The following is a 12,355-nucleotide window of genomic DNA, read 5'->3' on the forward strand; positions in this document are numbered from 1 at the left end:
CGGGCTCGCGCAGCCGGCACAGCAGCAGCCGGCCCACCGCGGGCAGGGCGATGAGCGGCAGCAGGGCCGTCCGCAGGGACGTCACGTCGGCCAGCGCCCCGAGCAGGGGAGCGGCGAGGCCGCCGACGCTCACCGTCAGCCCCAGCGTGACCCCGCTCGCGGTGCCCACCCGCCGGGGCAGACAGTCCTGGCCCAGCGTGATGTGGAGCGAGAACGGCACGTACAGGCCCGCCGACGTCAACGCGACGAACAGATACACCGACGGCCCGGGCACCAGGACCAGACCGGCCACGGCGGGCACCGTCAGGGCGTACGAGCGGCGGACCACCGTCAGCCGCCCGTACCGCTCGGCCAGCCGCCCCCCGGCCAGCGTGCCCACCGCACCACCGGCGTAGAGCACGAACAGCGCCGCCGTACCGGCCACCTCACCGCCACCGGTGCGCTCCCGCACGTACAGCGAGACGAACGCGCTCAGGCCGACGAAGACGACCGAGCGGCAGACCACGGCCCCGGACAGCCGCAGGAAGGACGCCCAGTCGTCCCGGCCCGCGGCGGTGGACGCACCGGCCCCCGCCCCGCCGGACGCGGCCGCGCGCACCGCCGCCGCACACAGCGCCGCTCCCGCAACCGCCGGGACGGCCAGCAGGGGGGAGGCGCGCAGCCCGCCCGTCGCCACCACGGCGAAGACCAGCAGCGGTGCCAGGGCGAAACCGGCGTTGCCGCCGAAGGAGAACCAGCCCATCGCCGTGTGCCGGCCGTGCGCGACGGCCCGGGCCACCCGGGCGGCCTCCGGATGGTAGGCGGCAACCCCGACCCCCGACACGGCGACCACCGCCAGCGTCGCCGCGTAGGAGCCGGTCACCCCGCTCAGGGCGACGCCCGCCCCGGCCGTCAGTGCGCTGAGCGGCAGCAGCCACGGCATCGCGCACCGGTCGGTGAGCATCCCGAACAGCGGCTGCACCAGTGACGACAGCAGGGAGGCGGCCAGCACGACGCCGGAGGCGGCGGCGTAGGAGTAGGCGCGCTCGGCGACGAAGTACGGCACCAGAGCGGCGACGGCACCCTGGTACACGTCCACGCAGGCGTGTCCCAGGGACATCAGAGCGACGGGCCGGTTGCGGCGGGAAGCGGTCACCCGGCGATCGTCGCCGCCGGGGCGACCGGCCCGCTTCCGATAATCTGCCGGACTGTGCCGAACATCCGCCACAGCCCCACGGCGCCGACCCGTGCCCAGCGGCTGACCGCGGGCGACCGTATCGACGCACACCGGCACGACGACCACCAGATCGTCTACGCGGGCTCCGGCGTCGTCGCCGTCACCACCGACGCCGGCACCTGGTTCGCGCCCGGCACCCGCGCCATCTGGGTCCCCGCGGGCACCGTGCACGCCCACCGCGCCCACGGCCGGCTCGACCTGCACCTGGTGGGCCTGCCCGCCGACGACAACCCCCTCGGCCTGCGCCATCCGGCCGTCCTCGCCGTCAGCCCGCTGCTGCGCGAGCTGATCCTCGCCTACACCCGCGACCCCGGCGACGACAGCCCTGAGCGCCGCAGGCTGCGCGCCGTCCTCCGCGACCAGCTGCGCCTCTCGCCGCAGCAGCCGCTGCGCCTGCCCACGCCCGCCGACCCGCGCCTGGCCGCCGTCTGCGCGCTCGTGCACGCCGACCCGGCGGGCGCGGGCACCCTCGCCGCCCTCGGTGCCGCGACCGGGGTGGGGGAGCGCACCCTCAGCCGGCTCTTCCGCAGCGAGTTCGGGATGACGTTCCCGCAGTGGCGCACTCAGTCGCGGCTCTATCACGCCCTGCGGATGCTGGCCGACGGCCTGCCCGTCACGACCGTCGCCCACCGCTGCGGCTGGTCCTCCGCCAGCGCCTTCATCGACGTCTTCCGCCGCTCGTTCGGCTACACCCCGGGCACGCACAACCACCGCGGCTGACCCGTCGAAACCCCCGCCGCATCACCTCTTTACCGTCCAGTAATATCGCCCGGCAGGCCATCAGAGGAGAAAAACCGTGTCCCGGTCCGAACGCTCGCCCCTGCTGCTCGCCGGCCTGCTGGCCGCCGCGGGGGTCGCCCACTTCGCCGCCCCACGCCCGTTCGACGCGACCATCCCGCGCGGCCTGCCGGGCACGCCCAGGACCTGGACCTACGCCAGCGGCGCCGCCGAGCTCGCGCTGGCCGCGGGCCTGGCGCTGCCGCGTACCCGCAAGGCGGCCGCGCTGGCCACGGCGGCCTTCTTCGTCGGAGTGTTCCCCGCCAATGTGAAGATGGCGGCCGACTGGCGCCACCGCCCCGCGCCGCAGAAGGCCGCGGCCTTCGGACGCCTGCCCCTCCAGCTGCCCCTCGTGCTCTGGGCCCGAGGTGTCGCACGCAACGCCGAGGGCCGGTCATGACCGCGCGCGTGGAGGCCGGGGACAAGGTCGAGGACTTCTCCCTGCCCGACGAGACCGGCACCGTCCGCAGCCTGTCCGGACTGCTCGCCGAGGGGCCGGTCGTGCTCTTCTTCTACCCGGCCGCCCTGACCCCCGGCTGTACCGCACAGGCCTGCCACTTCCGCGATCTCGCCGCCGAGTTCGCCGCTGTCGGCGCACGCCCCGTCGGCATCAGCGGGGACACCGTCGAGCGGCAGCAGGAGTTCGCCGGACAGCACGCCCTCGGCATGCCCTTGCTGTCCGACGCCGATGGCACGGTCCGCGAGCGGTTCGGCGTGAAGCGCGGCTTCTCCCTGGCCCCCACCAAGCGCACCACGTTCGTCATAGGGCAGGACCACACCGTCCTCGACGTCGTACGCAGCGAACTGCGGATGAACGCGCACGCCGACCGGGCGCTCGCCGCCCTGCGCGCTCACCGGAGCTGACAGGCGTCACGAACGCTCCACCGCGGTTGATACAGGGCGACAAAGGGATAATCCTGGACGATATGGAGGACGCCTCCGCTGCTGCGATCATCGACGCCCGCGGCACTGTGACGGGGTGGAGCGAGGGTGCCCGGCGGCTGACCGGCTACTCGGCCGAGGAGGCCGTGGGCCGGTCCGTACGGGAGCTGCTCGCCGAGGACGTGCCGCCCGAGGTGGTGGCCGCTCGGTCGGGCACCGTCATGGTGCGTCATCACGAGGGCTACCTGGTCGGGCTGCGCGTCAGAGCCTGCGTGGTGACCGGCCGGGACGGGGCACCGGACGGCTATGTGATCACCGCCGACGCGCCCGGCAGCGCCGAGACGTCCCTGGCCGGACAGGCCTTCCAGCAGGCGTCCATGTCGATGTCCGTGTTCGACACCGGCCAGCGCTATCTGCGGCTCAACGACGCCGCCTGCCATGTGATGGGCGTGCCCGAGGAGACCCTGCTGGGGCGGCACTTCCCGGAGACCGTCATCGAGGCCGAGCACAGCCGCGGCTTCAACTGGCACCTGCGCCACGTCGTCGAGACCGGCCGCCCGCTGCGCTACGAGAGCTACACGGGCGCCCCGGCCCTGAACCGGGAGCACGCCTGGGTCACCGAGATGTGGCCGCTCCGGGACCCCTCCGGAGAGCTCCTGGGCACCGCCCTGGCCGCGTTCGACAGCACCGAGCAGTACTGGGCGCGGCAGCGGCTGGCCCTGCTGAACGAGGCAGCGGCGGCCATCGGCACCACCCTGGACGTGGTGCGCACGGCCGAGGAGCTGATCGGGGTCATGGTGCCCCGGTTCGCCGACTTCGCGAGCGTGGACCTGTTCGACTGGGTCCTCGGTGCGGAGGAGGCGCCGACCGTGCCCGCCGACGACATCATGCTGCGCCGCGTCGCCCACGGCTCCATCACCGAGGGCACCCCGGAAGCGGCCGTCCACCTGGGAGAGGTGGACGTCTACCCCGCGTTCTCCCCCATCGCGCGGGCGATGTGGGAGGGCCGGGCGATTCTCAGCCAGGCGGGGGAGCCGTCCTTCATGCGCTGGGTCGCGGAGCGCAACACGCGCGCCCCGCAGGGCCGCTCCTACCGTCAGGGCGTCCACTCGATGATGGCGGTGCCGCTGCGGGCCCGCGGCACCACCCTCGGCGTCGCAGTGGCCGTGCGCATCCGGCAGCCGGACGACTACGCCGCCGACGACGCCGTGTTCGCCGAGGAACTCGCCAGCCGCGCCGCGGTCTGCGTCGACAACGCCCGCCGCTTCGCCCGCGAACGCAGCACCGCACTGGCCCTCCAGCACAGCCTGCTGCCGAGGGGACTGCCCGGCCAGGCCGCCGTCCAGGTCGCCCACCGCTATCTGCCCTCCGGCTCGGCGGCCGGCATCGGCGGCGACTGGTTCGACGTGATCCCGCTGTCCGGCAGCCGGGTCGCGCTCGTCGTCGGTGACGTCGTGGGCCACGGCATCCCCTCCACGGCGACCATGGGCCGGCTGGTCACGGCCGTACGCACCCTCGCCGACGTGGACCTGCCACCGGACGAACTGCTCACCCACCTCGACGACCTGGTCACCCATCTCGCGTCGGACGACGACGGCGACGAGGTCGCCGAACTCGGCGCGACCTGCCTGTACGCCGTCTACGACCCCGTCGCGCGCCGGCTGAACCTGGCCGCCGCCGGGCACCCAGCCCCCGCGCTGGTGCTGCCCGACGGGTCCGCGCGGCTGATCCCCATGAGCGCGGGGCCCCCACTGGGCGTCGGGGGGCTGCCGTTCGAGGCGACGGAGCTCCAGCTGCCCGAGGGCTCCGTCGTCGCCCTCTACACCGACGGACTCGTCGAGGACCGCGACCGCGACATCGACCACACCACCGGCGAACTGTGCCGCGCGCTGACCGTGCCCGCCGAATCGCTCGACGCCCAGTGTGACATCGTGCTGAAGGCCGTACTGCCGGAGGAGCCGAGCGACGACGTGGCCCTGCTGCTGGCCCGCACTCGGGCGCTGGGCGCCGACCAGGTCGCCACCTGGGACGTGGACCCGGATCCCGCGCAGGTGGCCGCCACCCGCCAGGCCGCCACCGAGCAGCTCACAGCGTGGGGGCTGGACGAGACGGCCTTCGTCACCGAACTCGTCGTCAGCGAACTGGTCACCAACGCCATCCGGTACGGCGCCGCGCCCATCCAGCTCCGTCTGATCCGCGACCAGACCCTCATCTGCGAGGTGTCCGACGGCAGTTCGACCTCCCCGCACCTGCGGCGGGCCCACCAGGACGACGAGGGCGGACGCGGACTGCTGCTGGTCGCCCAGCTCACCCAGCGCTGGGGCAGCCGGCAGACCACCCGGGGCAAGACCATCTGGTGCGAACAGCCGCTCACGCCGCTGTTCTGACCGGACTGTTCACGCGGCGGTGCGCCCCGACGGGCGTTCCCGCACCACGTCCTGCGGCTTCTTGTCGTCCCGCGGCCCCACGTACCGCGGGTGGCGCAGCATGCCGTCACGGGTCCACTCGGCGAACGCGATCTGCGCCACCAGCTCCGGCCGCACCCACCGCGCACCCGCCTCCCGCACCGGCCCGCCGAACGGCGAGCCGGACTCCCGCAGCCCGTCGAGCCGCTCGCGCAGGTCGAGCAGCGTGCGCCGGCCGAAACCCGTGCCGACCTTGCCCGCGTACCGCAGCCGCCCGCCCTCGTAGTGGCCCAGAAGCAGCGCGCCGAGCCCCACGCGGCTCCCGGCCGACTCGGTGAAACCGCCGATGACGAACTCCTGCCCCAGGGAGCACTTCAGCTTCAGCCAGCCCGCCGACCGGCGCGGCTCTTACCCGTCAGAACTCCTCGTGCACCTCGGGGTCCCCGCCGACGCGCCGGTGCGTCCGGTCCGCGACGGCGGTCATCTCGGCCTCGCTCAGCTCGAAGCCGAAGACGTCGAGGTTCTGGCGCTGCCGCTCGGGGTTCGCCGACTTCGGGATGGGCACCGCGCCGAGCTGCGTGTGCCAGCGCAGCACGACCTGCCCGGGCGTCACCCCGTGCGCCCGGGCGATCCGCGCCACGGCGGGATCCTGAAGCAGGGACGTGCCCCGGCCCAGCGGGCTCCAGCTCTCGGTGAGGACGCCCTTGCCCGCGTGGAAGACGCGAAGGTCCTCCTGCGGTAGGAACGGGTGCAGCTCGATCTGGTTGACGGAGGGCAGCACCCCGGTCTCCTTCTCCAGCCGCTCGATGTGCCCGGCCGTGAAGTTGGAGACGCCGATCGACCGGACGAGCCCGTCCTCGCGCAGCTTGATCATGGCCTTCCACGAGTCGACGTACCGGTCCACGCGCGGCAGCGGCCAGTGGATCAGGTACAGGTCCACGTACTGCAGGCCGAGGCGGGCCCGGGACTCCTCGAACGAGGCGAGCGTCTCCTCGTAACCGTGGTGCCGGCCCGGGAGCTTCGTCGTCACGACGATCTCCTCGCGCGGCACCACGCCGGAGGCCACCGCCCGGCCGACCCCCGTCTCGTTGCGGTAGTTCGTCGCCGTGTCGATCAGGCGGTAGCCCGCCTCCAGGGCGGAGAGCACCGCCTGCTGCGCCTCGTCGTCGCCGAGCGGCCAGGTGCCCAGGCCCAGGGCGGGGAGCGTCGTACCGTCGTTGAGCGTGTGCGTCGGGATGCTGATCACCGTCGGACCTTCCCGTTGGCTGTGTCGTCTGGCTGTGTCCTCCCTCCAGCGTCACGGATAGGGTGAGCAATGATCAACCGGACGGGTGGGGGATGAAGGCGGCGGACGGCATGGGCAGCGCCGAGGGAAAGCAGTCCACGGGATCGGGGCGTCCCACCTCACGGGACGTCGCCCGGCTCGCCGGCGTGTCGCACACCGCGGTGTCCTTCGTGTTCAACGGCCGCGCCGAGGGCAACCTCTCGCCCGCCACCCAGGAACGCATCCGGCAGGCCGCGGTCCAGCTCGGCTACCGGCCCGACCCCGTCGCCCGCGGTCTGCGCCGCAGCCGTACGGCCGTGATCGGGCTGGTCACCGACGAGATCGCCTCCTCGCCGTTCGCCGGGCGGCTGCTGCGCGGCGCCATGGACACCGCCTGGGCCGACGGGCACCTGGTCCTCACCGTCGACTCCGGCGGCGACCCGGCCAAGGAGGACGCGGCGGTCGCCGAGCTCCTCGACCGGCGCGTCGACGGCATCATCTACGCGGCCATGTCCCTGCGCCGCGTCCGGGTCCCCGAGGGACTGCACCGCACCCACTCCGTGCTGGCCAACTGCCTGCCCGAGGACGACTCGCTGCCCGCCGTCATCCCCGCCGAGCGCGCCGGCGGCCGTACGGCGGCCTGGCTGCTGCTGGAGCAGGGGCACCGGCGGGTCGCGTTCGTCGGCGGGCACGGCGACATCGCGTCGGCGGAGCGGCTGCGCGGCTTCCGCGACGCGCTGCGCGCCGAGGGCATCACCGTGCCCAGGGACTGGGTCGTACGGACCGGAGGAGAGATCTCCGGCGGCCACGAGGGTGCCGTCCGCCTCTTCGACGGCACCCCGGCCGACCGCCGGCCCACCGGGGTCTTCGCCTACAACGACCGGGTCGCGGCGGGCGTCCTGCACGCCGCGACCCGGCTCGGGATCTCCGTGCCCGGCGATCTGTCGGTGGTGGGCTACGACGACCAGGAGCACATGGCCGCGTACCTCACGCCGCCCCTCACCACCGTCGCGCTGCCCCACCGGGAGATGGGCGAGGCCGCCACCCGTCTCCTCCTCGACGCCATCGCCACCGGCCGGACCCCGCCCGCCACCGTGCGGCGCCTGGGCTGCCCGGTGATCAGCCGTGCGTCGGTGGGACCAGCTCCCATCCGGTGACGGTCGCGCCGGACGGCACCCTCAACTCCCGTACGTCATCGGGCCGGTGATAGACGCGCTCGGTGACCGTGGCGCGGTCGCCGACGAACAGTTCGTACAGCGAGCCGTCGACGAGGACGCGTACCGTGAGCTCCTCGTCAGGTGGCACCTGGACGACGATCGGCGCACCGGCCCCTTCACGCGGCCAGTCGCCCCGGTCCAGGGTCACGGTGCCCTCCGCCGGGTCCAGCCGGACCGTCAGCTCGGCGCCCGAGGCCGAGCGCAGCAGACTCACGGTGGCCTGACCGCGGGCGCCGACCGTCAGGTCGTAGGCCGTCGGCAGCGCGGCCCGGCCCGGGGCGACGACGAACGGCTCGGCGGCACGCAGCCGGCGCAGCTCCGGGGCCGGGGTCACCCGCAGCGCCCCGTCCGGGTGGACGTCGACGACACGGGGCGCGGTCAGGACGCCGGCCCAGTCGGCCTCGGCCTGCTCGCGGGCCTCCCACGACCAGCCCCACAGCAGGGCCCGGTCAGGCTCCTGGAGCACGGCGGGCGCGTAGAAGTCACGGCCGTGGTCGAGGAGACCGCCCGCGCGGGCGGAGAAGCGCAGGTCCCTGTCCAGACGTCCCGTCAGATAACCGGTGGTCCACGGGTCACCGTCCCACAGGGACACGACCAGCACCCACTCGCCGCCCCGCGTCGCGTACAGCTGCGGGCACTCCCAGCCGGTCGCCCGGTCGCCGAACGCCGCCGCGGCGGCCGGGTCCCGGCCGTCCAGGAGCACACCCGCGAAGCGCCAGTCGGCCAGGTCGTCGCAGTCGTACAGCAGGGCCGACGGCGTACCGTCGGCGTGCCCCGCGCCGACCAGGGCCCAGCGCCGTCCGTCGTGCCGGAAGACGAACGGGTCGCGGAACATCACCACGTCCAGGCCCTCGGGCGGGCCCGTCACCACCGGCGTGGGCAGGGGAGTCCAGTCGGTCAGCGCGGGGTCGTCCGGATCCGCCGCCCGGGCCAGGCAGATCGTGCCGAGCCCGCCGTGGTCACGGTCGACCCCGGTGTAGACGGCCGTCGGCACGCCCCCGTCGTCGACCACGCACCCGGACCAGCAGCCCGCCTCGTCCGGGCCGCCCGGGGTCGGGGTGAGGGCGATCGGGTGGTGCTCCCAGTGGGCGAGGTCGGGGCTGGAGGCATGGCCCCAGTGGACGTTCGCGTGCACCGGGGCGTCGGGGTTGTGCTGGTAGAAGAGGTGGTAGCGGCCGCGCCAGCGGAACGGTCCGTTGGGGTCGTTCATCCAGTTGGCGGGCGGGCGGACCCGGAAGCGCGGGGCGTGCGGGTCCTGCGGGGGAGCGGCGAGGCTCAACGGTTGACTCCTGCGGACGTGATGCCCTCGCGCAGAGGGCGCTGGCCGACGGCGAACACGGCGACGGCGGGGATCATGGAGAGGACGACACCGGCGAGCACCACGGAGATGGAGCCGGTGCCGAGATTGCCCTGGAGGGAGACCAGGCCCAGCGGCAACGTGTAGTTGTGGCCGGACGTTTCGAGGATCAGCGGCCGGAAGAACTCGTTCCAGTGGTAGTTGAAGGCCAGGACGCCGACGATCGCGAGGCCCGGCGCGGCCAGCGGGGCGTACACCGACCGGAACGTCCGCCAGGGACCGGCGCCGTCCAGCATCGCCGCCTCGCCCAGGTCCTTGGGCATGCCCAGGAAGTACTGCCGCATCAGGAACGTGCCGAACGCCGTCGGGAAGGCCGGGATGATCAGCCCGAGCAGGGTGTCGGTGAGACTCATCGACTTCAGGACCAGGAACACCGGCACGATCGTGACCTGCAAGGGCACCATCATCGTCGCCAGGACCAGGGCGAACAGCGGCTTCTTGAAGCGGAACTCCAGGCGGGCGAAGGCGTATCCGGCCAGCCCCGCCGTGATCATCTGGCCGATCGCGATCAGAGCCGTGACCAGAGTGGAGTTGAGGGCGAGCAGCCACACGTCGATCTGGTCGAACACTCCGCGGTACGCCTCGGTCGAGGGGTCGGCGGGGATGAGCTGCGGCGGCAGGTTGAACGCCTCGGCGGGCGTGCGCAGCGAGGTGGACACCGTCCACACCACCGGGCCGAGCGTGAGCAGGGCGCACACCGTCAGCCCGGCGATCCGCGCCCACGGCGCCAGCCCGTGGCGCGCACGGCTGAAGGACAGGGTTGCTTGGCTCAAGGGACTCACCCGGCTCACTGGTAGTGGACGAAACGCCGGCTGAGCCGGAACTGGAGGGCCGTGACCGCCATGATCAGCACGAACAGCAGCACACCCACCGCGGACGCCTCACCGAAGCGGAGCTGCTCGAACGCGGTCTCGTAGATCACCATCACGACCGTGCGGGTCGAGTCGCCGGGACCGCCGTTGGTCAGGACGTACGGCTGCTCGAAGACCTGGAGCGCGTTGATGATGCCGACCACCGAGGCGACCAGCAGCGTCGGCGACAGCAGCGGCAGCGTGACGGAGAGGTGCTTGCGCAGGCCGGTCGCGCCGTCCAGGGCGGCGGCCTCGTGGATCTCCTTCGGGATGTTGTTCAGGCCGCCGACGAACAGCAGGAACGAGAAGCCGAACTGCTGCCAGACGTAGACCAGGACCACGGTCGTCATCGCCGCGTTCTCCGACGTCAGCCACGGCACCGGCGCGATCCCGACGAAGCCCAGCAGCCAGTTGACCACCCCGAAGTCCTGGTTGAACAGGTACTTCATCACCACCGAGATCGACGCGGCGGACAGCACCAGCGGGAAGAAGAACGCCGAGCGGAACACCGACCGCAGCCACACGGGCATCCGCCCGTTCAGGGTCAGCGCGAGCGCCAGCGCGACGAGCAGTTGCAGCGCCACCGCGAAAACCATGAAGACGAGGGTGTTGCGGAAGGACACCAGCACGGTCTCGTCGCCGAACACCGCGCCGTAGTTGGAGCCGCCGGCGAAGCGCGGTTCGTCGATCACATTCCAGTGGAAGAGGCTCAGCACCACCGAGCCGACGATGGGGACGACCGTGAAGACGACGATGCCGACGATCGTCGGGGCCAGGAACAGCGTGGCCAGCAGCCGGGTGCCGCGGTCGCGGGCCGAGGGACGCGGTGCGTCCTTGGCGGGCGGGGCCTTCGGCCGTTCGGCTCGCGCGGGCGGTATCTGGGTGTTCGTCATACGTCACGCTCCATGGCCTTCTCCAGGTCGCCCTGCAGCCGGCGCAGCGCGGGACGCACCGAGCGCGGTGAGGCCAGGGCCGTGCCGGTGTGCTTGAGCAGCAGCTGCTCGACCTCGGCGACCTGCGGCGGCGCCGGGATCGGGCCCGTGTCGGGGAATCGGTCGAGGGTGTCGTAGAAGACCGGCCAGTGCGCCGGGCCGGTCTCCGCGTAGCGGTCCGCGGTCAGCATCGAGCGGCGGGCCGGGGTGGTCTGGTTCGTCGTGAACAGCCGCGTCAGGGTGTCCTTGCGGGCCGCGTACTTGATGAACTCCCAGGCCTCTTCCTGCCTCTTCGAGGTGCGCAGCAGCGCGTAGCCCGCCGCGCCGTACTGCATGCGCTGGGTGCGCCAGCGCGGGAAGTACTGCACGTCGAACCCGTCCCGCTTCATCCCCGCCAGGTGCAGGCCGCCCGCCCAGAAGCCGCCTGCCGGGGTGACACCGACCCTGCCGGTGGAGAACACGCCGATGAGGTTCTGGCCGTTGCCGCCCTCGGGGCGGGTGCACAGACCGTCTTGGACGAGGGAGGCGAGATAGTCGTAGACCTCCTCCACCCGGTCGTGCGTGGCCTGCGGCGTCGTCCACCGGAAACCGCCCCCGCGGCCCCTGCGCTGGCCGGCCGGGTAGAAGGAGTCCCACAGCCACTCGCCGCCGGGCGCCTTGGACTCCGCGAGCAGATTGGTGCCGTTCGCGAACAGCCAGGGCACCACACCGCCCCACAGCCGGTTGGTCCAGAAGTAGGGCGTGAAGCGGGAGCCGCTCGCCTGCTTCATCTCCCGCAGCAGCGTCGTGAAGTCGTCGCGGGCCCAGTCGGCCGGCGGGTACTGTGCCCCGGCTCGCCGCAGCACCTGGCGGTTGAGGTACATGTCGGCCGCGTTGAACTCCACCGGCAGCTGGTAGAGGCTGCCCTCGTACATCATCGACTCCACCAGCGACGCGTGGACGTCGGCGAAGTACTCCTTCAGCTCGGCCGCGTCCCGCTTCACCCACGTGTCCAGGGCCACGCCGAGCCGCTGCGCGAACAACTGCACCCCCTCGGTGGCCACATACACCAGGTCCGGTGCGGTGCCCGCTGCCACCTGCGTGAGGATCTTCGCGAAGAAGTCCGACCAGTCCACGGCCTGCACCGCGTTGATCTGGAGCTTGATGTCGGGGTGCAGCTCGCGGAAGCCCTCGCGCAGCGTGCGGATGGCCTCCGGCCCGTAGGCGGGGCCGAGTGTGGCGACGACGAGGGAACCGTCGTCACGTCCGGGGATGTCGGCTCCGGTGAGCCGCTCCCAGCTCGCGGCGGTGCCGCCCAGGGCGGCGGCACCCGCGCCGTAGGCGCCGTACCGCAACAGCCTGCGGCGGGTGAGGTGCGAGTCGGTCATCGTGGGGCCTAACTCGTGTTAGTTGAGGACTGATGCCCCAGATGATGTGAGCGCCGCCCAGACGTGTCAAGACGGCGTGACCGCTTG

Annotated in this window: 11 protein-coding genes and 1 pseudogene; 5 read left to right on the plus strand and 7 right to left on the minus strand. The window is 72.8% G+C overall.

What is annotated here, in order from left to right:
* Nucleotides 1-1,099, minus strand: a 1,099-nt coding sequence (locus AOQ53_RS09805; RefSeq protein ID WP_059416684.1) for an MFS transporter, incomplete at its 3' end; no start/stop codon positions are given.
* 90 nt (nt 1,100-1,189) lie between these two features.
* On the opposite strand from AOQ53_RS09805, the gene AOQ53_RS09810 reads away from it, so the two are divergent.
* The 4 genes from AOQ53_RS09810 to AOQ53_RS09825 all read left to right on the plus strand — a co-directional run bounded on the left by AOQ53_RS09810 (nt 1,190) and on the right by AOQ53_RS09825 (nt 5,262).
* Nucleotides 1,190-1,936 carry an AraC family transcriptional regulator gene (locus tag AOQ53_RS09810; protein WP_059416610.1) on the plus strand — a complete coding sequence of 249 codons (747 nt, stop codon included), beginning with the start codon at nt 1,190-1,192 and terminating at the stop codon, nt 1,934-1,936.
* Between the two features lie 76 nt (nt 1,937-2,012).
* Nucleotides 2,013-2,393 (plus strand): DoxX family protein, encoded by a 381-nt coding sequence (locus AOQ53_RS09815; protein ID WP_059416611.1) that lies wholly within the window; start codon nt 2,013-2,015, stop codon nt 2,391-2,393.
* Nucleotides 2,390-2,857, plus strand: a complete 468-nt coding sequence (locus AOQ53_RS09820; protein WP_059416612.1) for a peroxiredoxin — start codon at nt 2,390-2,392, stop codon at nt 2,855-2,857. Before AOQ53_RS09815 ends, AOQ53_RS09820 begins: the two co-directional genes overlap by 4 nt.
* Nucleotides 2,858-2,919: 62 nt before the next feature.
* Entirely contained in the window at nt 2,920-5,262 is a 2,343-nt protein-coding gene (locus tag AOQ53_RS09825) for an ATP-binding SpoIIE family protein phosphatase (RefSeq protein WP_059416613.1), read from the plus strand.
* Nucleotides 5,263-5,271: 9 nt separating this feature from the next.
* Here the strand turns inward: AOQ53_RS09825 and AOQ53_RS09830 are convergent.
* Both AOQ53_RS09830 and AOQ53_RS09835 read right to left on the minus strand, forming a co-directional pair.
* Nucleotides 5,272-5,688, minus strand: a pseudogene (locus AOQ53_RS09830) (ATP dependent DNA ligase); the annotation flags it as partial.
* Between the two features lie 7 nt (nt 5,689-5,695).
* Nucleotides 5,696-6,526, minus strand: coding sequence for an aldo/keto reductase (locus AOQ53_RS09835; protein ID WP_059416614.1), 831 nt, complete (start codon nt 6,524-6,526; stop codon nt 5,696-5,698).
* A 110-nt stretch (nt 6,527-6,636) separates the two neighbouring features.
* Here AOQ53_RS09835 and AOQ53_RS09840 point away from each other — a divergent pair, with 110 nt between their 5' ends.
* Entirely contained in the window at nt 6,637-7,701 is a 1,065-nt protein-coding gene (locus AOQ53_RS09840; protein ID WP_059416685.1) for a LacI family DNA-binding transcriptional regulator, read from the plus strand.
* Here AOQ53_RS09840 and AOQ53_RS09845 read toward each other — a convergent pair.
* From AOQ53_RS09845 to AOQ53_RS09860, 4 genes are read right to left on the minus strand one after another with little or no spacing between them, the layout of a single operon-like run.
* Complete coding sequence (locus tag AOQ53_RS09845) at nt 7,664-9,040, minus strand: glycoside hydrolase family 32 protein (RefSeq protein WP_059416615.1); 1,377 nt, start codon at nt 9,038-9,040, stop codon at nt 7,664-7,666. The genes AOQ53_RS09840 and AOQ53_RS09845 overlap by 38 nt on opposite strands.
* Nucleotides 9,037-9,891: a carbohydrate ABC transporter permease gene (locus AOQ53_RS09850; RefSeq protein ID WP_059416616.1), complete on the minus strand. Its 855-nt coding sequence runs from the start codon at nt 9,889-9,891 to the stop codon at nt 9,037-9,039. The genes AOQ53_RS09845 and AOQ53_RS09850 overlap by 4 nt, the downstream gene beginning before the upstream one ends.
* Nucleotides 9,892-9,905: 14 nt before the next feature.
* Nucleotides 9,906-10,862 carry a carbohydrate ABC transporter permease gene (locus AOQ53_RS09855; RefSeq protein WP_059416617.1) on the minus strand — a complete coding sequence of 319 codons (957 nt, stop codon included), beginning with the start codon at nt 10,860-10,862 and terminating at the stop codon, nt 9,906-9,908.
* A complete protein-coding gene (locus AOQ53_RS09860; RefSeq protein ID WP_059416618.1) occupies nt 10,859-12,268 on the minus strand; it encodes an extracellular solute-binding protein in 1,410 nt (469 codons plus the stop codon). The genes AOQ53_RS09855 and AOQ53_RS09860 overlap by 4 nt, the downstream gene beginning before the upstream one ends.
* Nucleotides 12,269-12,355: the final 87 nt, after the last annotated feature.

Source organism: Streptomyces azureus (assembly GCF_001270025.1).
GTDB lineage: Bacteria > Actinomycetota > Actinomycetes > Streptomycetales > Streptomycetaceae > Streptomyces > Streptomyces azureus.

Coding starts and splice junctions, on each gene's coding strand:
- AOQ53_RS09860 (WP_059416618.1), bottom strand. CDS start 12,268: ATGACCGACTCGCACCTCACCCGCCGCAGGCTGTTGCGGTACGGCGCC.
- AOQ53_RS09820 (WP_059416612.1), top strand. CDS start 2,390: ATGACCGCGCGCGTGGAGGCCGGGGACAAGGTCGAGGACTTCTCCCTG.
- AOQ53_RS09840 (WP_059416685.1), top strand. CDS start 6,637: ATGGGCAGCGCCGAGGGAAAGCAGTCCACGGGATCGGGGCGTCCCACC.
- AOQ53_RS09825 (WP_059416613.1), top strand. CDS start 2,920: ATGGAGGACGCCTCCGCTGCTGCGATCATCGACGCCCGCGGCACTGTG.
- AOQ53_RS09855 (WP_059416617.1), bottom strand. CDS start 10,862: ATGACGAACACCCAGATACCGCCCGCGCGAGCCGAACGGCCGAAGGCC.